Genomic DNA, 25850 nt, shown 5'->3' on the forward strand with positions numbered 1-25850 from the left:
GCTTGACTCCTGGTAAGCCTCGTTGGAAGGACGGACGCCGCGTCAGACGCGCTCGATGATGGTGGCAACGCCCATACCGCCGCCGATGCACAGGGTGATGAGGGCGCGCTTGCCGCCACGACGCTCGAGCTCGTCGACCATCGTTCCGGTGATCATCGCGCCGGTTGCACCGAGCGGGTGACCCATGGCGATCGCGCCACCGTTGACGTTGAGCTTCTCGTCCGGGATGTTCAGGTCCTTCTGGAACTTCAGGACGACGGAAGCGAATGCCTCGTTGATCTCGAAGAGGTCGATGTCGTCGACCGTCAGGCCGGCAGCTGCCAGAACCTTCTTCGACGCCGGCGTCGGGCCGGTGAGCATGATGGTGGAGTCGGCGCCGCTGGTGGCGGTGGCGACGACGCGAGCGCGCGGCGTCAGACCCATGTCCTTGCCGGCCTGCTCGCTACCGACGAGCACGAGTGCAGCGCCGTCGACGATTCCCGAGCTGTTGCCGCCGTGGTGAACGTGGTTGATCTTCTCGACCCAGTGGTACTTCTGCAGCGATACGGCGTCGAATCCGCCGATTTCACCGATCACACCGAACGCGGAAGCCAGGCCGGCAAGGTTCTCGGCCGTGGTGCCCGGACGCATGTGCTCGTCGTTGTCGAGGATGGTGATGCCGTTGATGTCCTTGACCGGCACTACCGACTTGGCGAAGTATCCGCCGGTCCACGCCTTGGCGGCGAGGTCCTGCGAGCGCACAGCGTATGCATCGACGTCGTCACGCGAGAAGCCCTCGATGGTGGCGATGAGGTCTGCGCCGACGCCCTGCGGCACGAAGTAGTTGTCGTAGTTGGTGGCGGGGTCGAGCGCCCACGGTCCACCGTCGGATCCCATCGGAACGCGGGACATCGACTCGACGCCACCGGCGATCACCAGTTCGTCCCAGCCGGACCGAACCTTCTGAGCTGCCATGTTCACGGCTTCGAGACCGGAAGCGCAGAAACGGTTGAGCTGAACGCCGCCGACGGTGTCCGGCAGTCCCGCATCGTTGACTGCAACGCGGGCGATGTCCATTCCCTGATCGCCAACGGGGGTGACGACGCCCAGGATGAGGTCGGAGATCCGATCCTCGTCGAGGTCGGGAAAGCGCACGCGCAGTTCCTGGATCAGACCCGTGACCAGCGAGATCGGCTTGACCGAGTGCAACGACCCGGTCTTCTTGCCGCGGCCTCGCGGGGTACGGATGGCTTCATAAATGAATGCCTCTGTGGTCACTGTGAGGTGTTCCTTCCGTGTAATTCGTCGAACCGGTCTGCAGATCGTCCGCGCCGCCTTCGGTGGTGGCGCATGGCCGAGGTACAGACCTCAGCCCTTTCACTGTAGAACGTGTTCCAAATTCATGGGAAGGACCGAAGCGATCCTGCTAGGTGACCGAGGTGATCCGACGCGCGAACGCCTGCCCGCTTCGGTTCATTTCGATAGCGCCCCCGGAAGCACTCACGGCACGATGCGATACGGCAACATCATGTCGTGATCTTCGTGATCGAGTAGATGGCAATGCCACACGTATCCCTGGAGCCGACCGGTGTTACTCGCGTCGTGGTTGCTCATGCCGTGGTTACTCATACCGTGATGCGCGTTTCCCTGATGCGCCTGATCACCGCCCGTCATCCCACCGCCCGTCATCACAGCGCTCGGAAGACGATCGAACATTGCGTCGGGATCGAAACCCAGCTCATCCTCGGTGGGGAATCGCACGATGATCCGGGTGACAGTGCCGCCGTCCACCCTGACGGTGTCCTTCATCCCCGCTTCCCACGGCGCCGGCGCGATCATCGGCCCCGCCTCGAACCCGTCGGACGACGGAGTCCACTTGTTGCCGATCACCGGCTGCGGATGGCGGATCAAGTACTCCAGCGTCCGCATCGGTGTCCTGCCGAGAATCCGGAAATTCACCAGGTGCAGGTGTATCGGATGCGGGTCCGGCGTGGTGTTGACGATGTCCCACTGCTCGACGGTGCCTTGCCGCGGCCTCTCGACGTCCGTGGTGCTGAACGTCAGGTTGTTCAGCGTCATCTGAGCCGGTGGATTCCGCAGTTCCAGTTGCTGGCTCACTGTCACCGTGCGAATTACCGTCGGCTGCTCCAACGGGGAGAGAACGTCACGTTGTCGGCGCCCACCGCGCAGTTGCGACGGAACACCACCGGTGAATCCGCGCCTGGAGTCGCCGCGGAACCGGCAGAACAGCGGCATAGTCACTTCACCGATGACAGCAGCGGGCAGCGGGGGCGCCTCGTCGTTGCGAAGCTCCACCGTCGAACCCTCCGACAGTCCGGTGAAATCGACGAGGAGGTCGTACCGCTCCCCCGGTGCGCAGCGGAAGGCATTGACCGCGACGGGTGCGTCGAGCATTCCGGCGTCGTTGCCGATGACCCAGAACGTCATCATGTTCGAGAAGTGAAGATTCCACACACTTGCCGACGACGCATTGACGATGCGGAAGCGGTACAGGCCCCGAGCCACAGACAGTTCCGGCCACACCTTGCCGTTGACCAATCCGACGTCGCCCACCGCGCCGCCTTCCCACGATCCTTCCGGGATCAAGATGGTGGATCGGCCGTTCTGGGCGCCTGTCGGCGTGAAGATCTTCTCCTGCAGGATCAACGGGATCTCGAATTCCTCGGCCGGCAACCCCAACGGATTTCCCAGTTTGCCGGTGTCGAATTCATCCCTGATCAGATAGTTGCCGATCAAACCGGCGTAGACGTTGAGCCGGGTGATGCCCATCGCGTGATCGTGATACCAAAGGTGGGCGGCTTCCTGACCGTGCGAAAAGTGATGCATCGCAGCCTGTCCCGGCATCACCAGCAGTTCCGGGTGGCCGTCGCTCTCAGGTGAAGTGACTCCACCGTGCAAGTGCAACGACGTCGGCGGTTTCGCACGAAAGTCGGCCTGCATTCCGTGCAGCGTCATATCCATGTCCGCTGCCAACGGATGTCCGGTCAGATCGTTCTCGAACGTCAACATGATCGGCTCGCCGGAATGCGCCTCGACGGTCGGGCCCAGATAGCCGCCACCGATCTCTCCGCTGCGGTACGACAGTGCCGGGGACGATGGAAAGTCCCGATGAAAGGCATGTTGCCCCACTTGCGCTGTCAGCGTGATCTCGTTTCCGGAAAGCGTCGACAACGAGGGTAGTTCGTCACAAAACGGCTCGAACTCCGGCGAATGAAAAATCAACGGCGACTCGATGTCCGCGCTCCCGGTTGGAACAGCACTTGCCTTTGTACCCAATGCAACCGCCACCGTGCCGACTGCCGACCCCTTCAGAACCGACCTTCTCGAAACCCCGATACCCATACATACCCCTCCCCATCGAAACGGGTTGCGTTCTCCGGCAAGGAAAACGCAACCCGTCTCTCCACTTCGATCTCGGAAAATCCCCCGTCTACTTTCCGTCGATCGCCTCCAGCACCGAATCGATCAGTGACTGCGGAAGTTTCGACGGCGGAGAGATTTCCAGTTCTCCCGGAGCGCCCGGCATCGTCCAGACAGTTCTGTGCCGAGCGATCGCGAGCTTCTCCCGTGATCCGTCCTGATTGACCTTGAAGTACTCGAACTCGAGGTCGATCCCCCTCTCGTAGAGGGCAGCCAAGGACATCGTGACCAGGACGTCGTCGAACGGCATGACCTCGCGCAGATGCTCAACCCTGGTGTGCACACAACGCAGTTCCCCGAGAGCGCCTCTGGCCGCCATGGCCTCACGCTGAGAACGGGCGAGGAACTTGTCCCGAACCCTCGACTGCCAGATGTAATAGTTGCCGAAGTAGATGTTGCCCACGACGTTTCCGTCGTGCATCGTCGTCGAGAACACCTCGGATTCGAGCAGGTACGGATTGCGCGGCACCATCGGAGCCGAGCGGATCAAGGAACCACGATCGACGTCCTTCGGTTGTGTGGGGACAGCGATGTTCTTCGCCCCCGTCGGAATCGTCATCGGCTCGATGAAATCGTGGAAGTACTGCGGCATCGGCCGTGCCGCCACCACACCGTGGGAGAGGATTTCCACCCACGTCGTCTGCATCGCACTCCATCCGATGTGTGTGCGCGTCTCGCCGTCGACCCGGCACCATTCGACATGCAGATTGGTGGTTGCCCGATCCGGACCGGTGAGCTCGGTGATCCAGATGGTCCCCTCGACAATGTCGTCGGTGTACAGGTTCGCATCGATGAACACCTCGGAGTTGTTGGTCACCATGCCCCAACGACCCGTCGCCATGTCCTCCACGATCTGCTTCGAGATCGGTCCGGTTCCCCTCTCTCGCAAAGCGCCCAACCACAGCGCGAAGCTCGCGAACCCCACTGATCCACCGACGTTGCACGCGTCCCGGAACCCGACGGGGAACCGGATCGACACCGCCGGGTAGCCGCTCCGAGCCACCACATGCACGTCGGAGCCGTAGGCCATCGGATCGAACTGCGCGAGAGACTTCGCCGACAACGGGCCGGTGTCGAACTGTGGTGCCGGGTCCTGCGCCGACTCTTCGGCATCCGCCTCGTCCGAAACACGCTCTTCGGCATCCGCCTCATCGGTCACGAAAGCGAGAATCCGCTCCTCGTTGTCCGTCAACAGAGCCGGAAAGGTCAGAACCACCACGCTTCCCTCTGCGCCGCCGCGGAAGGTCACTGCGTCGTCCTCCCTGGCGCCCATCGCCAGAGAAACCGACATCTGCCCCGTGGCCTTTCGGATCGCCTCGGCCGCCGCCCACAGCCTGGTTCCCGCACGATCGAGTGATTCGCCGCCTGCGATCAACTCGTCGAGCAGCGGAATCCGCGCCGAACCCAGAAGCGCCTTCCACTGCAAGACGGTTCGGGAGCGAATCGGTTCGATGTCACACCCCTGAGGCCAGTCGCCGGCCGAACTGAGTGACTTGCTGCCGTCGTGCGAGAGCGAGACATCCACAGAGGGTGGAATATCACCGACAACGACGGGCTTTCCGGTTTCCCGCCATTCGATGGCAAAGGCATTACTCATTTGATCACCACATCCTCATCGAGATGAATGTTCACGGCCGCCTCGGCGATCGGTTTCTCCTGCTCGTGGCGTTCCGACTTGGTCAACTCGTGAATCCCCGGGGTGTGCGCGACCACAACCCGCGGGCTCTTCACTCCCAACGCCCGGCTGTGTTGCGCGAGCTTGTCGAGAATGATCTGTGCGTCGCGCGCAGTCGGATCCGCGATTTCCTCAGCCGTAGGACGGCTTTCGTCGTGGGAGAGAATCTGGGAGCGATATCCCTCGAGCTGCATCACCACTCGTCCGTCCTTCACCACCGCCACGTCGGCTTGCATGTGGGTCTCTGTCTGCACCTTGTCGTAGGCGTACGCGGTGAACGAACGAGCCTCGAATCGTCCGTCGTACATGTCGATTCGCGCAATGTTGACCGGAAGGCAGATCTCCCGCGGAACCATGATCTGGCCCGATTGGAGCAGGGAATCGAGGAAATACGGATCACCGAGGAGGTGCTGCTTACGGTCGGCTCGCGAAATAGCACTGAAGAGAATGTGCTCGGAATCGAGGCTCGAGATCTCTTCGAGTCGGCGGAAATCGCCCTCCTGGAACAGCAACCACGAGTAGAGGTCGTCCAACGGATCGATGTCGAGCACAGGTCGCGGCAACTCCTTCTCGAACTCCGGCAGTGATTCGTCCAGCCCGAAGATGAAGTCGGCCGAGAAATGGGGCCGCCCGTACCCGGTCCGTTCGGTGCCGATCGTGACATGCACCCGCGTTCCTGCGGCATCACGATCCTGCTCCACGACGCTTGCCTTGATCTCGACTCTGGTGCCCTCGACGGTGTCGACGACGATCGGTCGATCCAGTTTGATGTCGTCGATGCGGACGCGACCCAGGGTCACGCGTCCGGTGACATACGCCGCCGCCTGCGACATCGCCTCGAGCCCGAACACCGTCGGAAGCAGCGCCGATCCCTTCCAGACATGATCGAGGACAAAGGGATCCGCCGAGGTGGACAACGTCGTCCGGGTCACCAGTTCTACCTGCGGCTCGAATGTCACGACTTGGTCGATGTAGCGCGACACCGCCGGCAGAGCCGGTGCTGCCGGCGCCCAGGTGTCGAGACCGCCGAGTCGACTGGTCACGACGATACGACTCGCCTCGGGTCCGCTGTCGACCAGGCGAAGGAAATGATCCACTCCCGCAGCCGTCGAAATCGGCATGACACCCATCTTCGCGAGGTGGTTGACACTGCCCATGCGGGCGCCCATCCCGGTCTCTCCCCACACGCTGTACGCGAGCGAGAACGTCCGAGTCTTCGGGTGCCCGGCGGCATACCGCACCACCATTTCGTCGAGAAGCTCGTTTCCGTATGCATACCAGCTGTTTCCGGGCATACCTGTGAATCCGATGATGGAAGAGAAGCCCACGAACAGCTTCAAGTCACGATCAGCGAGCGCTTCGACGAAGTTGGCTGCGCCCAGGACCTTAGGTGCAACCTCCTTGAAAGCCGCAGCGCTGTCGACTCTCTCGAACCGCCGCGGAACATTTGCCCCCGCACCGTGTACAAACCCGGTGATCGGCCCCACCTCGACCTCGATCTGGGCGACGACGCCGGCCACCGCCGCGGCATCCGTGACGTTGCAGCGATAGTAGTGAGCGCTCAAACCGGCAGACGTGAAGTCCGCAAGAGTGGAGGCGATTTCGTCGCCCGCTTGTCGCTGAGAGCTTCCGATCAGCACCAGTTCGGCGCCGGTCTTTCGACCGAGGGCCAGAGCACATTGGGCCATGATGCCCTTCGCGCCACCGGTCACGACCACGACATCCGAACTTCCCAATCCGCTTTCGCGGACGGTGTAGTCGTTCGAGGCGAGAACCCGCGGTTGCAGTGCCGTGCGTCCCATCTCGGCGTCGTAAGTCGCGAACACATAGGGTGCAACCGAATCCAACTCGGAGACGACAGTGGCTGCCACCTCCGCGTCCGCAGTCGAGCCGTCGAATCCTATGACGCGCACATCCAGTTCGGGACGCTCGTGATGCACCGAAGCGGCGAAAGCCGCCACACTCGGCACCGGCGCTGGATTGCTCAACTCGACATCGGTGAACTGAACCACTGCCAATGTGGTTCGCGCGCCTCCACTTTGCTGCGCCGGAACTATCTTGTACATGTGTTCGATCCCACGGCGCAAGCCGATTTCGGTGACGGAATCATCGGTCACGCGCGGCATGACGGCAACCACGTGGTGTGCATTCGCAGTAGTGCTGTCGGAGAATGTGCGAATGTCGACCTGAGCACCACGCCCTCGAAGTTCGGATTCCAACCTTCCGACCAAACCGGCGTCGTCACCGATGACGACAAACGTCGTGTCCGTGAGGTCTCGGACTCCGTGCAACGCTGTCTCGCTCCGAACCCTTTCCAGGGTGTAATCGCGAACCCAGGTGAAACTGTCGGCTGATATACCCTTTGCCTTCGCCGGCAGCGCCCGCGCAGCCGGCTGCTGCTGCCCCGACTTCTCCTTCGCGGACCGATCGAGCACTTCGATCAGTTCACCCAGGCTGACGTTGACGAGTTCGGCCGGATCCAGGTCACCCTGAACACCCAATCGTGTTGCCACCGTCGCGATTGCATCGGCGGCCTTGATCGAGTCCATGTTCAGGTCGTCCAGAAGGTGGAGATCGACGTCGAGAGACTCCACCGGAAATCCGGTGTCCTCCGCGATTACCTCGAGCAGTATTCGCGACACGTCCGACTGCGCCGAACTCGCTGCTGGAACGGCAGAACCGGGATGCGGTGATGCCGCAAGGATCAGCGATGCTGCTTCTCCGATGGTGGCGTTGGCCAACTCGGCAGGGTCGAGGTCGACAACCTCGAACTGATGTGCAACCTTCGAAATAGCCTCTGCCGCACTGATCGAGTCGAGATTCAGATCATCGAGCAGACGCAGATCCGTCGTGATCGACTCGGCGGGGAATCCCGTCGTATCGGCGAGGATCCTGATCAGCTCACTTTCCACGGACCCAGCGCCCGCGACAGCCGGCTCTTCGACTACCGGAGCCGAAACCGGCGAAGGAGCTTTCGCTGCTACAGATTCGTGGCCGTTGGTGACTGCCCGCGAAGTCGGAGCAGATGGAACAGATGGAGAAGATGGAGAAGTCGCTCCACTGCCTACATCCGCGCGAATGACGTCGACGAGGAAGGTCCCGCGTCGGCTCAGGTAATCGGCCAGCGCCGCAGCCGGATCCCCGCCGGACGTACCAAGTGCGAGCGGTTCGGGAGCAGAGGTAACCGTCAGCTTCGCCTCGGCCAGGTTCTCGATGAACACCTTCTGATCGGCAGGAACGAATTCGCGCACGAACCGGCCGTCGAAAAGTTCGTTCCAGCGGACCTGAGCGCCGTGTACGTACATCGCGGCCAGTGCGACGTTGAAGTCCTCGTCGCGTCCGGACTTGGACGCAACGGGGAAGCAGCGCACGCCGTCGGTCCCATTGATCGCCTTGGTGAGCCCGGTCAGCACACGGCCGGGTCCGACCTCGACGAGCAGGTCCACTTCCTGCGAGATCCCACTTACCGTCTTGACCCAGTCAACCGGTGAGACAACCTGTTTGGTGACCAGTTCGCGAAGGGCCAGTGGCGTCTGTACGCGTTCCCCTTCGACGCAGGAATACACGGGGCAAGTCAACGAATCGACTTGCTCGTCAACGGGCGCAGTGGACTTCAGCTCCCGTTCGGCCTCGTTCATCATCTCGGAGTGGAAAGCATTCGACACGGCAAGCGCCTGAGCCGACACTCCGCGGGTCTTCGCGATGGCAACCACATCGTCGACCGCGTCTTTGGTACCCGAAACCACACTCTGCGTGGGCGTATTCAGATTCGCGACGGTCGCGTAACCCTTTGCCTCCGCGATGATCGCCTCAGCCGTCGATCGGTCGCAGGTCAGGCTCGCCATTGCGCCGTTTCCACCACCACTGACAGCCATGGCCGCACCCTTCGCCGCAGCCAAGGTGATCAGCGTCTTCTGGTCGTAAGCTCCGGCCGCGTAGAGCGCAGTCAACTCCCCGAGACTGTGGCCGGCGACAGCACTGGGTGTGACACCCAATCGGCGGAGGTACTCGAACCAGAGCAGCGACGCCAAGGCGACGGCGGGCTGGGTGAACTGTGTCTGGGCGAGGTCCCGCTTCCACTTCGCCAATTCCGCAGCGTCTGCGCTCTTGACCGGGTTCCGCAGAATCCGCGGCGTGATCGCCTCCGCTCCAACTCCCTCCAACCAGCCGTCCGCCTTGGTCGCCAGTTCGCGCGCCCACTCGAAGCGCTCGATCAGCACGCGAGCCATCTCGAGTTGTTGGGATCCCTGTCCAGGGAAGAGGAATCCGATGTCGTGGCGGACGCTGTTCGAAATCGAGATCTCGTTGCTCACCACCTTGCCTGGCCGGAAGCTGGAGCGGAGTTCTCGCAGATCACGGCAAGCTGACGCATGCGTTCGGCCAACTGCGCGGGACGTCCGGCCACCACTGCGGCACGGAAGGGCGCGGTCGGCGAGATCACTCGCGAGAGTTTCGCCGAAAAGTCCAGCAGCTCGGCAACACTCAACGGAACCGCCAGATCTGCAACATCCCGCGCTCGGGTCGCCAAGTCCACCGCGGAATCTGCAGAGAGTACAAATACCTCGGTGTCCTGATACGACGCCATCATCGTGCGGACGTCTTGCGAGGGTGTCAGCTTGCTGGACGGTGCATCAGCCGATTCGATCGCGACGTGGCAGTTGATACCGCCGAAGCCCATGGCTTGCGCACCGGCACGCATCTTCTCCGACGAATCTCTGATCTCGCCGTTGACAAGCGGAAAGAGTGCCGGTGCTTCGGTTCCGAACGCCGGGTTCGGGTCGGTGCAACCGGCGAGCGGCGGAAGGATTCGTTGATTGACGGCCATGGTCGCCTTGATCAGCGCAAGGATGCCCGACGCCGCCTTCGTGTGCCCGATCAGCGACTTCAGTGAGGTCATGCCGATGCTACGAGCCTCGACTGGTCCGTCCGTCTGCGCGGCCTGCTGGACGCCGGCCAGTTCGACAGGGTCCCCGACGGGAGTACCAGTTCCGTGTCCTTCGACAAAGGCAACCTCGCTGGCCGCGAATCCCGCTCCCGAGTATGCGCGACGGATCATTTCGGCCTGAGTTTCGGCGCGGGGCTTGGTAATTCCACCCTTGCCATCGGTGGAGATGCCCCAGCCGCGAATCGTCGCGTACACGTAGTCGCCGTCCGCCCTGGCGTCCTCGAGTCGTTTCAAGGCCACGAATCCGCAACCTTCACCCGGGATGAATCCGCTTCGGCTTGCGTCGTACACGTTCATGTCGCCGCGTGTCAGTGCACCCAAACGGGCGAATCCCACCAGTTCCAAGGGATCCAGGCTGACGTCGACTCCACCTGCCAATACGAAGTCGGCCGCGCCGGACGCCAGCTTTTCGGCTGCAGTCGCCACCGCGAGCATTCCGGACGCGCACGCACCGTCCACGACGTATCCGCCGCCGTTGAAGTCGAGGTAATTGCAGATACGGCCGGCGATCGTATTCGACAACATGCCGGCCAGAGTGTCTTCACTCGGCTCCACCAACGGGCCTTTGTAGACCTCTTCCATCGTCTCGGCGAGAGCATCGGCGACGGAACTGTCCAACTGGCGCGCTTCGGCTGCCACAGCGAGTGCGCGCTTGACGTAAGGCCAACGCAAACGCATCGACCACATCCGGGATTCTTCACCGGTGAGGGAGTTGCCGACGATTGCGGCGCTGCGTCCAGTTGGCACCGATCCTCGGCTGTAGCCCGCGTCCGTCAAAGCCCCGAGTGCTGTTTCCAGCGCCAACCAGTGTGTGAGATCTGTCGACTTGAAGGTTCGCTCCGGTATCCGGCGACCGACCCAGTCGAATTCGAAACCGTCCATGAACGCGCCGCGGTCGGCGTATGTCTTGTCGACGTCGTCAGGGCTCGCGCTCCAGTAGTCGTCGAGCGACATCCGCGACTCGGGAAACTTTCGGAATTGCATCCGTCGCGCGAGGACGTTCTCCCAAAATCCTTGCAGATCATGGGCACCGGGAGACCACATGCTCATCCCGACTATCGCGATCGCGGGATTAGTTGAATCTTCAGTCATCTTACACTTCCTATTTTCGCGCGCATCCACGGGAGACTCAATCGACCGAAGACTAACCACGCGTTCAGCCGCGTGTAAAACGCAGATTCATCTCAAGGCATAAACAAATAACAAAGGTCGTTCAGCTCCGTGAACATGTGTCAGCAATTTGACAGCAATCGATAGTTAGCTGTAACTCGGAGTTACTTGTTTGCTTCGTCGCCGGTCAAGCAGTGGTTTGAACATCCGTGCCGGACACCGGTTTCACGGCCACCGTTTTCTCGAGATCGGCAAATGCTCAGTTGAGTGCGCACCGAAATGCCGCAATGTCGAATATGTGGCCAATTCGCCGAATGTCCCAAATTGGTCGATCACCGCAAAACAAACATCCGACAACTATCAATCTGAACATTCGTGACACACCGAGAATTAGCAACAGCACGCGAATGTCGATCAGACAACAAGAAATTCCAGATATTCTTCGGCGACCATCGTCCGAATCGATGTTTCGTTACACCGGAATTGAGCGAACGAATGTGCCAGCAAACCGGCCACACACAATTCAGCTTTGCCGGGCCGAGCCGGTGCCCTTTCGACACGTGCGCACACAAAAGGAACGGCACTTATAACAATTCGATCACACAGTGGTGCCGCGGCATTCCGACAGCCGTTTCACGCGCACGGACCGAGTCGGCAACTCAGCTTTCGAGGCGGCGTGCCCCGAGGACGTCCTTGAGGAGTTCCTTTGCAACGTCCTCGGGATCACGTCTGGCAGTCGGATCAGCGGGCTCAGCCGCCTCCGCGAACATCTCGTCCTCGTCCTCCGGCGTTGCAGGCGGAGGAGTTGCCTCGTAGTCGACCTCAGGAGCAGGGGCCGGTCCAGGGTCTTCCGGATAGTCGGGGGCCTCAGGCGGCGGAATGTCGTCCGAATCTCCGCGCTGGGGCTGCGGGGCCTTGGGCTGCTGCGCTGCACGCTCCTGACTGGGGCGCGAGAAGCGGGGCGCAGCGGCCGGGCGGCTCGCAGCTTCTGTCGCCTTGGGTGCGCTCGATGCTGCCGGCGCTGTGGGCGCACCTTCTTGGTACTCGACTTGCCAAGTGCCACCGAACATCTCGGCAAGGACCTCGCAGATGACCGCCGCGTTGTGCGGTTGCGTCACACGAGCACCCAGGACCGGCGAGCCGTGAGCGATGACCACAACATGTCCACGCACGTCGTGAACCGTCGCAGCGGACAGCATGGCCGGAAGAACCTTGTTTCGTTCACCGACCTTGTTGCGCAAGGTGTTCCACGATTCACGGAGGGTCTCGACTGTGGGGCCCGCCGAGACCGGCGCAGCTTCTGCAGCCGCCGGCTCCTCGTACTCGGGCTCGGGCTCGTGGTCGGGTTCCGGCTCGGCAAGCCCGATCAGCTCTTCCGCTTCGACCGGAGCAGGAGCCGGTGGTTCAACCACAGGAGCTTCAACTATTGGAGCTTCGGCAACCGGAGCTTCAACCACTGGTGCTTCAACCACCGGAGCTTCAACCACTGGAGCTTCCGCAACCGGCGGTTCCACGATCTCGACGGTGGGAGGCTCGACCACGGGAGCTGCCGCTGCCGGAGGTTCGACGACAGGAGCCTCGACGACCGGCGGCGCCGCCGGAGCCGGGGCGGCTGGTTCCGGCCGTGCCTCAGGCTCGGCCTTGCGTTGGGAGGGCCGTTGGAACTTGGAAGCAATCTCCGGTTCGAGCGGCGGCACAGTCGGTGCCGGCGTTGCTGCCGCGCGAGGGGCAGCGGCAGCCGCGACTCCGGCAGCCGGAATACCTTGTTCCAGGCGCTCGAGCCGCTGCAACACAGCCGACTCGGTGTCGGAGGCCGAAGGAAGCAGCATTCTCGCGCACATCACTTCGAGCAGCAGCCGCGGCGCCGTCGCCCCACGCATTTCACTGAGACCAGCGTGGACGGTTTCGGCGAAACGGGTGAGCGTGGCCGGGCCGACTCGCTGAATCTGTTCACGCATCGTGACCAGCTCGGCCTCCGGCGCATCGACCAACCCTCGTTCGCTGGCATCGGAGACTGCCTGCATCAAAATGAGATCGCGTAGACGTTCGAGGAGATCGAGCGCGAATCGGCGTGGATCGTGACCGGCGTCCATCACCCGATCGACAGTGCCGAACAAGGCGGCTCCGTCACTGGCAGACAGGGCGTCTACTGCTTCGTCGATGAGCGCGACGTCGGTGACTCCGAGAAGAGAGAGCGCCCGCGGATACGTGACACCTTCTTCGCCGGCTCCCGCGAGCAACTGATCGAGGACACTCAACGAGTCGCGAGGCGAACCGCCGCCAGCCTTGATGACCAGGGGATAAACAGCAGGCTCGACCGGTACGCCTTCCTGGGCGCAGATCTTTTCCAGGAGTCCGCGCATGGTCGACGGCGCCAACAGGCGGAACGGGTAGTGGTGTGTACGAGAACGGATGGTCGGGAGAACCTTTTCCGGTTCCGTCGTCGCAAAGATGAAGATGAGGTGCTCCGGCGGCTCTTCGACGATCTTGAGCAGCGCGTTGAAGCCCGCCGCCGTCACCATGTGTGCCTCGTCGATGATGAAGACGCGGTAGCGAGAAGCGGCGGGGGCGTGGAACGCCTTGTCTCGGAGTTCTCGGGTGTCGTCGACGCCACCGTGACTTGCGGCGTCGAGTTCCGTCACGTCCAGGTTGCCTGTGCCGCCCGGGCCAAGCGAAACGCACGAGTCGCATACATCGCACGGCGTCGACGTCGGTCCCTGCTCACAGTTCAGCGAACGCGCCAGGATTCGCGCCGACGACGTCTTTCCACAGCCGCGCGGGCCGGAAAACAGATAGGCATGGTTGATGCGTCCGGTGTCGAGGGCCGTGCTGAGCGGTGCGGTGACATGCTCCTGCCCCACCACCTCGGCGAAGGACGCGGGTCGATACTTCCGGTACAGGGCCACGCGCAAAGACTACCGGCGACCCACGACAGGTGATCCGGTGCGGGTGCAACGCCGACTTCTCCCGAAACATGTTCGCAACACAATCGCAGTGCGGAGGAAACCGCACGCACCCATCGTGGGTTCCGTGCACGCGGGCTGGTCCGCATGCGTGAGGAGAAAACTGTGCCCGCCACCATCGATGCCGGAGCAACTGCCTGGTTGCTCGTCAGTACTGCACTCGTACTTCTGATGACGCCAGGACTCGCGCTCTTCTACGGCGGCATGGTCCGCTCGACCGGCGTACTCAACATGATCATGATGAGCTTCGTCTCCATCGCACTCGTCACGGTCGCGTGGTTGTTCGTGGGCTACAGCCTCGTGTTCGGCGACGATCACGGTGGCATCATCGGCGGACTCGAACACATCGGCATGGCGGGCATCGACCCGTCGACCGTGCACGGGAATGTCCCGGAAGTGTTGTTCGCAACCTTCCAATTGACGTTCGCAATCCTTACTGCAGCACTCATCAGTGGTGCGATCGCCGACCGCGCGAAGTTCTCCGCCTGGATGATCTTCGTCCCCATCTGGTCCTTGCTCGTCTATGTCCCCGTCGCTCACTGGGTGTGGAATCCGCAGGGATGGCTCGCCCAGATGGGCGCACTCGACTACGCCGGTGGCCTCGTGGTCGAAATCGTGTCCGGAGCGTCAGGCCTGGCATTGGCACTGGTCCTCGGCCAGCGGATGGGTTTCAAGGCCGAGTCGATGCGTCCGCACAATCTGCCGTTCGTCCTGCTCGGCGTCGGTCTGCTCTGGTTCGGTTGGTTCGGATTCAACGCCGGGTCGGCCCTTGCGGCCGACGGTATGGCCTCGCAGATCTTCCTCAACACACTCGTCGCCGGCTGTACCGGACTACTCGGCTGGCTGTTCGTCGAGCAGAACCGTGACGGACACCCCACGACGTTCGGCGCAGCTTCGGGCGTCGTCGCCGGTCTGGTCGCGATCACCCCGTCGTGCGGAACGGTGAACATGTTCGGTGCGCTCGTCATCGGTCTGATCGCGGGCATCGTCTGCTCGTACGCCGTGGGATGGAAGCACAAGCTCGGCTACGACGACTCCCTCGACGTCGTCGGCGTGCACCTCGTCGGCGGAATCGTCGGCTCGTTGCTGATCGGACTCCTCGCGACGGCCGTGATGACGGGCGGTCCGGAAGGTTTGTTCTTCGGCGGTGGATTCGCGCAACTGGGCAAGCAGTTCGTCGGTGTCGTCGTGGTCGCGCTCTATGCCTTCGGTGTGACCTACGGTCTCGGAAAGCTCATCGACAAGACCTTCGGCTTCCGTATCTCGCGTGAAGACGAGGCCCGCGGAATCGACGTTGCCCTGCACGCGGAGTCCGCCTACGAGCACGGAGTCCTCGGCCACGGTCCGATCGGCGGACAGAACCCCAGCCCGTTCCTCCAGCGTCAGCGTGAGGAACGGGAGAACCGCGAGCGGGACTGACCGCCGTCACCGGTTTGCGATTTCCTCCATCAGGATCGGAACGCCGACATTGCAGGAGTGAATCCCGACGACGGTGGTCAGTTTCAGCACCTCGAGAATCTCCTTCGGGGTCACTCCCACGTCGAGCGCAGCGCGAATATGGCGTCGTACGCCGGGTGCGTACATGTGTGTGCTCGCCGCATCGACGGCTATGCACAGCAACTGGATCACCTGAGGTGACAGCACCCCACTGTTCCAGGGCTGCATTGCTGTCTTCATGTACAGCTCGGTCCACTCGGGATCCAGCTCCGAAAGTCCGTCCCACAACGGATTCCAGCCACCCGAATCCTTCATAGCCTGGGTCACGGGAAAAGCTTCACTTGCTCGAACGTCAGTCATCGATCTCCTCAGACAATCGAAAATGCTTGATTCAATTCACGTTTGAGAATCTTTCCGGTTGCCGTCATCGGTAGCGACGGCACGAACTCGATGCGGCGCGGATATTTGTAGGCGGCCATCTGTTCCCGCGACCATTCCACGAGATCCGATTCGGAGATCTCTTCACTCGGCTCTCGGATCACGTAGGCGACAACTTCTTCGCCGAGGCTCGTGTCCGGCACCCCGACGACAGCGACGAGTGAGACGGCTGGGTGGGTGAGCAGAACCTCTTCGATTTCGCGTGGGTAGACGTTGAATCCGCCCCGCACGATCATGTCCTTCGCGCGGTCGACGATGTAGTAATTTCCGTCGGTATCGACCCGTGCCAGATCCCCGGTGCGAAACCATCCGTCGCACATTACTTCCGCCGTCGCCTCGGGTCGGTTGAAATAGCCCTTCATGACGTTGTGCCCGCGAATGGCCAACTCTCCCACTTCATCGGGGCCGGTGATCGTACGCCAAGAGTCATCGACAAGCCGCGCTTCGACGCCCCAGATCGGCACGCCGATCGAACCGGGCCGGGGGTCGCTCTCCGGGGCACTGAACAAGGCCAACGGAGAGGTCTCGGACAACCCGTACCCTTCGAGGATCTGAACACCGAAGCGTTCCCTGAACTGTGTCAAGATTTCGACGGGAAGCGCTGCACCACCGGAGATCGCGCACCGCATGTTCTGTGCAACGTTCTCGACATCCACCCCGGATTTCACTACCTCCTCCAGCACGCCGAGCAGTCCCCAATACATGGTCGGGACGCCCGCGAAGACCGAGATCTTTTCGCGTTCCATGATCTCGAGTGCCGCGGTCGCATCGAAGCGCGGCATCAACATCAAGGTGGCACCGACGCAGATTCCCGCATTCATGGTCACTGTCTGGCCGAACGAGTGGAACAACGGCAAAGTCAGGAGATAACGCTCATGCATGGACGGAACGCTCTCGAACAACCGGTTGGTCGACAGTGCATTCAAGACCATGTTGCAGTGAGTGAGTTCGGCGCCCTTGGGCTTTCCGGTCGTGCCGCTGGTGTAGAGGATGACCGCGGTGTCCGTCGATTCACGAACAACCGCGACTGCAGGCGTTTCCGTGCCGGACACGGATGCCAGTGCTTCGCCTAGAGTCTCGACTCCGAGGATCGACGACGGTGCACCCGGCTCGGTGCTGATCACGATCAAGGCCGAACAGGTCTCGCTCTGCTCGAACCCGGCGATGGCGTACTCGGCGATCGGTAATTCGGGACTTCCCTCGAAACAGAAGTACAGCTTCGCTTCCGAATCAGCCAGGTGATAGGCAATTTCGCGCCCCTTGAGCAGGATGTTCAGAGGAACGACGACGCCACCGGCCTTGAGAATGCCGTAGTAGACGATCGGGAACTCGAGAACGTTCGGGCAGGACAACGCCACCTTGTCACCTGGCTCGACACCCCGCGAGACGAGCAGATGGGCGATGCGATTCGCGTACGCGTCGAACTGCGCATACGTCAGCCTCGCTTCTCCGAGAACCAGCGCATCCCGTTCCGGGTATCGCCGGGCCGAATCTTCCAGCAGAGCAGCAAGATCAAGCATGACTGTGTTCCTCCTGCGACTCGGAATCCGTGGTACGAGACGAGGCGGCGTGCGACACCGACTCGAGCAGTTCCCACACCAATGATTCCGCCCGCGGCCAATACCCGTATCCGGACGCCGGATTGAGATGTCCGACCTCACCCAGATCCAGCAACCGACTCCCCCATCCTTCAGCCAAACCCACAACTCGGCGATATCCGGCGAGCGGGTCGTTCCGACTCGCCGCGACCGTGCTCGGAAACGGCAGACGCTGACGCGGTATCGGTAGCCACCCGTTCCGATCGAGCTCTTCGAGAGACGGATAGGACTCGGGTAGAGGAAGTTCGAGATCCGCCGGCGTGACCAGAAGTGCGCCGGCCACATCTCGATGATGCGCCCTCGCCCAGTGGGCAACTGTCATGACTCCGGCGCTGTGCGCGACCAGGACCACCGGGCTGGAAACACTTGTCAACACCTCGTCCAATGCCGCAACCCTGGCATCACGACTGAGCTTGTCGGTCTCGAGGGGAGGAACCGTCAGAACGTTGTCGAGCCTGCGGGCGAGGTGAGTCTGCCAATGATCCTCGACATGATCGCGCAGGCCGGGAACTATTACTACCGTGGGTGATTCATCCATCAGGAACTCCGAACTTCTGCTACTTCAGTGGCGCCGGGGATCTCGGGCCGATTCTGCAACGTAGCCAGCCGCCTCATCCCGGCGGGATAGGCACGCTTGCCGGCTACCAACGCGAGGGCCGCGACGACATAGACGAAGGGCGAAAGCTGTAGAGCGCCGAGAAGACCCAGGTGATCGGCGAGGATGCCGACCACGAAGGGGCCGAGCGCCAGCCCAAGAAGGTTGTTGGCAACGGTGAGCGTTCCCATGGCCGACGCTCGAATCGAGTGATGGGTAAGGTTCGCGACCATAGCTGCCGTCGGCCCCGACGAACCGGCGGAGAAGAATGCACCGATACCGAGCAACACGAGTTGTGCTGTCCCCGTGCCCAACCGGAGCCCGATGCTCAGCGTCACCAACGAGATGGCGCAGTAAACGATGGCGGTAGTCCATTTTCGCGCCGAATCGTCGCGGCTGAATCTATCTGTGATGAAACCACAGACCACCATCCCGCTTCCGACCAGGAGGACGAATACGGAAGCTGTGACGCCGGCCTTGTCCGGGGCCAAATCGTAGTAGCGATTGAAGAAGCTCGGCAACCACGCCAGAAGTACAGCGGCGGTGAACATCTGGAGACCACCACCGATGTAGGCGAATAACACGGCGGGATTGGTGAACAGCGAGGACACCGGCGCACGAAAACCGTCGTGTCTCACCGCTTCCCCGGCGGCATCCGGCGCGGCCTCGACGGCGTAAGCGGTGAGCTTCTTCTCGGTGACGAGGGCACGGAACAGCGCGACCAGAATCAGACCGAAGATTGCCATGGCGGCAAAAGACCACCGCCAACTGAACTGGACTGCGATGAACCCACCGATTGCCACACCGATGACCGAACCGAACGATCCACCGGCCATGAAGGCACCGGCAAGAGCTGCGTGCACGCGGGGCGCAAACACACTGAGGACCACGGCGATACCCACGCTGCCGTACGCCGCTTCACCGACACCGACCAGGAACCGGGCGCCCAACATCTGTTCGTAGGTCTGAGCGATTGCGCACAGCAACGTCGCGACACTCCACAACACCGCCATCAAGATCAAGCTCTTGACGCGGCCCCAGCGGTCCGCGAGCAGCGACAACGGGAACGTCAACAGCCCGACCATCAACGCCACCACGCTGCTCAGGGAGGCGAGGTGCGAATCGGAGAGATCCCAGTCCGCTTTCAGGATCGGGAAGACTGCACTGAGCACCTGCCTCGACATGTAGTCAGAGAGCAGAAGACCGAAAGCCAGGGCGAAAACGATCCACGGGTATAACTTTCGTCGTCCGCCCATTCCGAGCGCGGTGTCCACACGTGGCGTGGCGGGAGCTTGCAGTCCCATGACTCTCCTAGAAGTACTCGAGGTAGACGGGGGGATTCGGGGGTACGAACCGTCGCGGTTCGTACCCCCGGAACTGTTGTACGAGAGGGTGTGAACTCAGGCGTGCTGCGTGAATCCCAGCTGGCCGATACGGCGGTTGGGCGCGTAACCCAGCTTCGCCAACGTCTCGTCGGTGTCGGCATACGTCTCACCGATCCGGTAGATGTCCCGAGCTTCCTTCGCGGTAGCCACCTCGCGGCCCAATTCGCCTGCAATGCGCACCAACTGCTCGATCTGCTGCACCGACGTCATCTTCTCGCCCTTGCGGCCCCAGATGGTGTCCTCGTTGCCGCAACGAGCGTGCAAGCCCATCGCGATGGCCATCGTGTTCACCGGCAGGACGCTACGCATCAGCGTTTCCAGCGTCAGGCACGCACCGTCGGGAACACGCTGGACGAAGTTCATCATGTTGTACGGGTTGGGGCCGTCGAAGCCGCCGCCGATTGCCACCCATGTGAGGTTGACCGGGCCGGTGTAGATGCCGCGTCGGATCAACCGCTCCACCGTTTCGAGCTGCGGGATACTGGACAACTGGAAATGCGGCTGGATTCCGGCGGCCTGCAACCGGCGCAGGTGCTCTGCCACCCACTCCGGACCGGCGGGCACAGTCATTTCCCGATACGTGTCCGCCAATTCCGGACGCTGCATCGACGTACCCGCGATGTCGTCGTCGGTCATCAGTTCCATGATGTTCATCTGGCTGGTGTTGATCGCGATCGTCACCTGATCGGGAGCCGGCTCCAATTCCGCAAGCATGTGACGCACGTCGTCGGACAACCACTTCGCATCGGCGCCTTCCCCCTCCGGGGCAAACGAAATCGAGCCGCCGACCTGCAGAATCATCTCGGGAACGGCCTCACGCAAGCGGCCGAGAAGCTCGTTGAACTTCGACAGTCGCTTCGAGCCCTTGCCGTCGAGTTCACGCACGTGGATGTGGAGAACGGTGGCACCGGCGTTGAAGCAGTCGACGGCTTGCTGGACGTGCTCGTCCATCGACAGCGGGAGGTCTTCTGCAAAATCGTCCGGCTCCCACTCCGGTCCGTAGGGAGCGACGGTGATGACAAGCTTGTCCTGGGTTTCGGGGAACAGTGAATCGTCGTGGAAATGCATAGTGTGACTCCGATCGAGTGAATGAATTATCTTCGGGGCTGGGAAGAGGGATCAGAACGGTGCGTCGCCGATGATTCCGGCGCGTTCCATCTTTCGAACCGCGGGCCAGTAGTCCTGCACCGCGTAATGCTGTGTCGAACGGTTGTCCCAGATCGCGACGCTGTTCTCGGTCCAGCGCCACCGAACCTGGTACTCGGGAATCTGAGCCTGGCTCGCCAGGTAAGTGAGCAAATTCCCGGCGCCGGGGGCGTAATCGATTCCGTAGCGGACGTTCTCGGGCGTGTGATAGTTCACGAGGTGTGTGGCGAACGAATTGACGAAAAGAATCTTCTCGCCGGTCTCCGGATGTGTTCGTACCACGGGATGTTCGGCGTCGGGAAAGCGTTCCTTCAGCTGGTGCCGCTGATCGATCGGCATCCGAGCGCCGAAGGTCGACTCGATACTGTGCCTGGCACGCAGATCCTTGATCTGCTCCTTGACCCGCGCCGGCAGATTCTCGTAGGCGAGTGCCATGTTCACCCAAATCGTGTCGCCGCCGACCGGAGGTGTTTCCACACAACGCAATACACATCCCATGGGAGGGTTCACGCGCCAGGTGGCGTCGCAGTGATACGCATTCTCGAAATGCTCCGGCGGGCTGTCCAGGTCTTTGTAGATGCGGACCAGGCCCGGGTGGTCGGGGTCGCTGCCCAGGGCCGGATGATCCTCGAGCTCACCGAATCGCTGGGCAAGCTCTACGTGCTCGGCTCTGGAGAAGTTCTGGTCGCGAAAGAACAGAACCTTGTGCTCGAGCAGCAATCCCTTGATCTGGGCAAAGAGTGCAGCATCTCGCGCGACCTCGCCGAGATCCACCCCGGACAACTCTGCCCCGATCGAACAGGTCAATTTCTCGACGCGGATCGTGCTGGTCGACGAGGGAAGGTTTTCTGTCAACGTTGCGGTGTTGGTCATGACAATTCCTCTGGGAAGTGCTGTTTCGGTTCAGACGGAGAAGACGGAGGAACCGATACTGCGACCGGACTCCATGTCGTGGTGCGCACGCACCGCATCTTCGAGGGGGTATCGCTGGTTGATCTCGATCTTGATTCGCCCGGATTCGACGTGTGAGAACAGTTCGCCCGCCAATTCGGCACGTTCCTCGGGATCCGCGATGTAATCGGCAAGTGCCGGACGTGTGAGGAAGAGAGATCCCTTGACGGCCAACTGCATTGCCTGAATCGGCGGAGTCGGCCCGGACGCCGTTCCGAAGCACACCAGCAGCCCGCGCCTGGCAAGGCAATCGAGAGAGATGTCGAACGTGGATTGCCCGATACTGTCGTAGACAACCGGCACGCCGACGCCCCCGGTGATCTCCTTGACACGCGCTACGACGTCCTCGCGGGTGTAGATGACGACTTCATCGCACCCGTGAGCACGGGCAACGCTCGCCTTCTCGTCGCTCGACACCGTTCCGATCACTTTGATTCCCAACAGTTTTGCCCACTGGGTGAAGATCAGTCCAACCCCGCCCGCCGCAGCATGCAGCAACACGGTGTCTCCCGCTTTCAACGGGTAGATGCGACGCAGAAGGTAGGCGGCAGTCAGTCCTCGCATGGTCATGGCGGCCGCGGTGTCGAAGGCAATGCCGTCGGGTAGCGCGATCAGGTCGGACGACGCCATGATCCGCTCGGTGGCGTACGCACCCAGCGGACTGCCGGTGTAGGTCACGCGGTCCCCCACTGCAAAATCGACTACTCCCTCGCCGATCTCTTCGACCACACCGGCGCCCTCAACGCCCATCCCGGCAGGCAATTGCGCAGGATAGAGGCCACTTCGAAAGTAGGTGTCGGCGAAGTTCAACCCCACCGCTTCATGACGAACCCGAACCTCTCCGGTACCCGGTCGTCCTACCTCGATCTCTTCCCAACGCATGACGGACGGTGTGCCGATCTCATGGAACCGAATGGCGTTTGCCATCAATGCTCTCCAATTCTGTGGGCGGGCTCGACTCGATTACGGTCGAGCTGTATTCGTACGCAACAACTTCCAGAAGTCGGTGCTCGACTTCGCGGTCGTGCCGAACTGATGTGAACAAAACTATGTGAGATCCGGCTCACATGCTTAACTTGACGAGACACACAACACAACATTTCGGGACATCGAGTAAAGGGGGCCCTATGAAGCCACTCGCCCGCTACGCGTCACTGAACCGATACGTCGACCTGTGCCGAACAGTGGACGTGGACGCTGTGGCCCTCATGAGAAGTGTCGGCCTGAGCCCGGCAAGCCTGGCGAACCCCGACCAATGGGTACCGGCCGCCTCCATCGCATCGCTCCTGGAGCGATCGGCAGCGGAGTCCGGACACGAAGACTTCGGGCTTCTACTCGCCGGCCTGCGTCGACTGTCCAATCTCGGTCCCCTCAGCTTGGTCATCAGGGAAGAACCAGACGTCAGGAGCGCGCTCGACGTATTGATGCGATACGAGCACACGTACAACGAGTCATTGCGCATCCGATTGAACGAGGTCAACGGACTCGCCACCCTGCGAATCTCGCTCGAGGTCGGCGAACCGGTCGACACCAGACAGAGCGTCGAACTCGCAGTCGGCGCGACGCTGCAGATCCTGCGAAGTTTCCTGGGTTCTCGATGGCATCCGGTCAGCGTGGGATTCACGCACAATGCCCCGAAAGATACGAGCACGCATCGACGAATCCTCGGCGACACCGTGGAATTCGATCACGAATTCACCGGAATCGTTTTCTTCGCCGCCGACCTGGATGCGGCAAACCAACTCTCCGACGAGTTGCTCCGGCCGTACGCTCGCCAGTTCCTCGACTCACTTCCCGCATCGGAAACCTCCGACACCCTCAGCCGAACCAAGGAATTGATCGAAGTTCTGCTTCCGACCGGCCGCTGCTCTGTCGAGCAGGTGGCACGAAGCCTCGGGTTCGACCGGCGGACACTGCACCGTCATCTCGCCGAATCCGGAGATACGTTCACGGCCGTTCTCAATTCGGTCCGAAGCACCCTCGCGGAACGATTTGTCGCCAACCCTCGCTATTCATTGACCGAAGTGGCGGTGCACCTGGGGTTTTCGACGCAGGGTAGTTTCTCGCGCTGGTTTCGCACTCAGTTCTCGACGAGCCCGAGCGCATGGCGGACTCAACGCTCGATCAGCTGACCAGCACGACTCCGACGTAGGCGATCGTCGCCACCCACACGGTGGAAATCGCGGCCAGAACGAATGGTCGTGCGCCCACTCCACGAATGACGCTCAGCCGCACCCCCAGCCCGAGAGCGAACATCGCAGCAGCCAACAGCGCCGTCTGCACGGTCTTCGCCAATCCGAGAAGCTCATTCGGCAACATTCCGGTGGAGCGCAAACCCATGCAGCCGATGAATGCCACGACGAACAACGGAATCAGCGGGGGCCGCTTGGTGGCGGTGTTGTCGACCATCGTGCGTTGCCGAATGCTCAGAAACGCCATGACCGGCGCCAACATCAATACGCGCGCAAGTTTCACCACGGTCGCGACACCCAACGCGGTGGCGCCGAGAGCGCTGCCGGCAGCCACTACTTGTGCCACTTCGTGGATCGACCCACCGGCCCACATGCCCGCCTCGATCTCGTTCATACCGAAAGCATCGGCCAGCAAGGGGATCGTCGGAATCATCAGAGTTCCGAAGATCACCACCAGCGCTACAGCGGTCAGCAACTCTTCCTCTCGTGCATTCACCACACCGTCCGCAGCAGCCACAGCGGCAGCTCCACAGATCGAGAAGCCGCAGGCAATCAGAATCCTCTGCGACCAACTCAATCCCAGAAGCTTTCCGGCATACATGGTCCCGGCGATACCGAGGAACACTATCGCCACCACAACGGCGATCACTCCCCAACCCAAACCGACGATGTCGGAGAACATCAATTGCAGCCCGAGCAGAGCGATACCCACCCGAAGTAGCCGTTTCGCCGAGAATGCCAGGCCAGGTTGGAATTTCGCCGGCAAAGAGACGGTATTCGCCAACACCGCACCCGCCACTATCGCAATCAGTAACGGACTCACGGCGGAGGTGAACTGACCGGCTATCAGCGCGACCGTGGCACCCAAGGCGCACAACGCAACTCCGGGCATCAATGCAGCGACGCTCGACCACCGTCGTACTTCTGACGAAGGGGCGACTGCGGGTTTCTCGGCCACGGACTTCACATCACGGTTCACTCATCCAGCGTCCTTGAGCCACCATCGCTCCGGTAGGGCGATTTCTACCATCACGACATATCAGATCGATATGGAATAGATGCTGGGTATAGCCTGTCTGCATGACCAGAAGGTGGCCCGACCTCACCACACTCGAGCTACTCGTCGGCATCGATGACCACGGAAGCCTCAGTGCTGCAAGCCGTCTGGCTCACATCGCACAACCGAATGCCAGCCGCGCCGTCAAAGCCCTCGAGCGGCAGCTCGGGATGCCACTCATACACCGAAGGTCGACGGGGGCGACTTTGACTCCGCAGGGGACCGTCATCGTCCACTGGGCGCGCCGCGTCCTCGCCAACTCGAGGCAGCTTCTCGACGTCGCCGAAGGGATGCGGACCGAACGATCCGCGGAATTGACCGTGTGTGCCAGCATGACCGTCGCCGAACATCTGATCCCGGCCTGGCTCGGCGTCTTTCGATCACTGCATCCTGGTGTCACCGTCCACCTTCAGGTCTACAACTCGACACGCGTACTCGAAGCCGTCGAAGTAGGAATGTGTGACCTAGGATTCGTCGAGTCACCGACCGTTCCGAAGAGCCTGCCCAGCGTCACCGTCGCGCGTGACTCGCTGGTCGTGGTCGTTCATCCGGATCATCCATGGGCGCGTCGACGAAAGCCGCTGACCGTCGCCGAACTGGCAGCGACACCGCTGCTGGTGCGTGAGCCCGGATCGGGAACCAGAACGACTCTCGACCTGGCGTTACACGAATACGAGCGCGGTGCACCGTTGTTGGAACTGGGTAGTTCGGCCGCGATTCGAACCAGCGTGCTCGGTGGCGTCGGCCCGGCGGTACTGAGCACGCTGGCCGTCGAGGACCAGGTGAAGCAGGGAGAACTTCGGGTCGTAGCCGTCGAAGGCTTGGAACTCGACCGATCCCTGCGTGCAGTGTGGCGCCCGCCGCGTCAGCTCGAGGGCCCCGCAGGCGACCTGATGAAAGTAGTGCGTGCCAGCGGGTCCCGGAAATCCTGAAAGCGG

Annotated in this window: 17 protein-coding genes; 3 read left to right on the forward strand and 14 right to left on the reverse strand. The window is 61.8% G+C overall.

The window, feature by feature from the left end; translation table 11 throughout:
• Positions 1-42: 42 nt before the first annotated feature.
• From R4P70_RS24750 to R4P70_RS24775, 6 genes are all read right to left on the reverse strand, one after another.
• Positions 43-1257 (reverse strand): acetyl-CoA C-acetyltransferase, encoded by a 1215-nt coding sequence (locus tag R4P70_RS24750; protein WP_003943886.1) that lies wholly within the window; start codon positions 1255-1257, stop codon positions 43-45.
• A 222-nt stretch (positions 1258-1479) separates the two neighbouring features.
• Complete coding sequence (locus tag R4P70_RS24755) at positions 1480-3342, reverse strand: multicopper oxidase domain-containing protein (RefSeq protein ID WP_317832278.1); 1863 nt, start codon at positions 3340-3342, stop codon at positions 1480-1482.
• An 88-nt stretch (positions 3343-3430) separates the two neighbouring features.
• Positions 3431-5017: a hypothetical protein gene (locus tag R4P70_RS24760; RefSeq protein ID WP_317832280.1), complete on the reverse strand. Its 1587-nt coding sequence runs from the start codon at positions 5015-5017 to the stop codon at positions 3431-3433.
• Positions 5014-9408 (reverse strand): SDR family NAD(P)-dependent oxidoreductase, encoded by a 4395-nt coding sequence (locus R4P70_RS24765; RefSeq protein ID WP_317832282.1) that lies wholly within the window; start codon positions 9406-9408, stop codon positions 5014-5016. The genes R4P70_RS24760 and R4P70_RS24765 overlap by 4 nt, the downstream gene beginning before the upstream one ends.
• On the reverse strand, positions 9405-11132 hold the full coding sequence (locus R4P70_RS24770; RefSeq protein ID WP_317832284.1) for a polyketide synthase: 1728 nt from the start codon (positions 11130-11132) through the stop codon (positions 9405-9407). Before R4P70_RS24770 ends, R4P70_RS24765 begins: the two co-directional genes overlap by 4 nt.
• Before the next feature lie 677 nt (positions 11133-11809).
• Positions 11810-14056: a DNA polymerase III subunit gamma and tau gene (locus R4P70_RS24775; protein ID WP_317832286.1), complete on the reverse strand. Its 2247-nt coding sequence runs from the start codon at positions 14054-14056 to the stop codon at positions 11810-11812.
• Between the two features lie 162 nt (positions 14057-14218).
• Here R4P70_RS24775 and R4P70_RS24780 point away from each other — a divergent pair, with 162 nt between their 5' ends.
• A complete protein-coding gene (locus tag R4P70_RS24780; protein WP_003943791.1) occupies positions 14219-15532 on the forward strand; it encodes an ammonium transporter in 1314 nt (437 codons plus the stop codon).
• A 6-nt stretch (positions 15533-15538) separates the two neighbouring features.
• On the opposite strand, the gene R4P70_RS24785 is transcribed toward R4P70_RS24780, so the two are convergent.
• The 7 genes from R4P70_RS24785 to R4P70_RS24815 form a co-directional block, all read right to left on the reverse strand.
• Complete coding sequence (locus R4P70_RS24785; protein ID WP_019746535.1) at positions 15539-15910, reverse strand: carboxymuconolactone decarboxylase family protein; 372 nt, start codon at positions 15908-15910, stop codon at positions 15539-15541.
• 8 nt (positions 15911-15918) lie between these two features.
• A complete protein-coding gene (locus R4P70_RS24790; protein ID WP_317832289.1) occupies positions 15919-17508 on the reverse strand; it encodes a long-chain fatty acid--CoA ligase in 1590 nt (529 codons plus the stop codon).
• Positions 17501-18124, reverse strand: coding sequence for an RBBP9/YdeN family alpha/beta hydrolase (locus R4P70_RS24795; protein WP_047888063.1), 624 nt, complete (start codon positions 18122-18124; stop codon positions 17501-17503). Before R4P70_RS24795 ends, R4P70_RS24790 begins: the two co-directional genes overlap by 8 nt.
• Entirely contained in the window at positions 18124-19485 is a 1362-nt protein-coding gene (locus R4P70_RS24800; RefSeq protein WP_080910557.1) for an MFS transporter, read from the reverse strand. Before R4P70_RS24800 ends, R4P70_RS24795 begins: the two co-directional genes overlap by 1 nt.
• 96 nt (positions 19486-19581) lie before the next feature.
• On the reverse strand, positions 19582-20634 hold the full coding sequence (locus R4P70_RS24805; protein ID WP_003943988.1) for a 3-keto-5-aminohexanoate cleavage protein: 1053 nt from the start codon (positions 20632-20634) through the stop codon (positions 19582-19584).
• A 51-nt stretch (positions 20635-20685) separates the two neighbouring features.
• A complete protein-coding gene (locus R4P70_RS24810; RefSeq protein ID WP_021332895.1) occupies positions 20686-21585 on the reverse strand; it encodes a TauD/TfdA dioxygenase family protein in 900 nt (299 codons plus the stop codon).
• 30 nt (positions 21586-21615) lie between these two features.
• Entirely contained in the window at positions 21616-22590 is a 975-nt protein-coding gene (locus R4P70_RS24815) for a quinone oxidoreductase family protein (RefSeq protein WP_166501688.1), read from the reverse strand.
• A 200-nt stretch (positions 22591-22790) separates the two neighbouring features.
• Between R4P70_RS24815 and R4P70_RS24820 the strand changes: the two genes are divergently transcribed.
• On the forward strand, positions 22791-23795 hold the full coding sequence (locus R4P70_RS24820; protein ID WP_021342611.1) for an AraC family transcriptional regulator: 1005 nt from the start codon (positions 22791-22793) through the stop codon (positions 23793-23795).
• Here the strand turns inward: R4P70_RS24820 and R4P70_RS24825 are convergent.
• Positions 23788-24834: a YeiH family protein gene (locus R4P70_RS24825; protein WP_317832298.1), complete on the reverse strand. Its 1047-nt coding sequence runs from the start codon at positions 24832-24834 to the stop codon at positions 23788-23790. The genes R4P70_RS24820 and R4P70_RS24825 overlap by 8 nt on opposite strands.
• Before the next feature lie 101 nt (positions 24835-24935).
• Here R4P70_RS24825 and R4P70_RS24830 point away from each other — a divergent pair, with 101 nt between their 5' ends.
• Positions 24936-25844, forward strand: a complete 909-nt coding sequence (locus tag R4P70_RS24830; protein ID WP_020905889.1) for a LysR family transcriptional regulator — start codon at positions 24936-24938, stop codon at positions 25842-25844.
• Positions 25845-25850: the final 6 nt, after the last annotated feature.

It is taken from the genome of Rhodococcus sp. IEGM 1241, assembly GCF_033142365.1.
Lineage (GTDB): Bacteria > Actinomycetota > Actinomycetes > Mycobacteriales > Mycobacteriaceae > Rhodococcus_F > Rhodococcus_F erythropolis.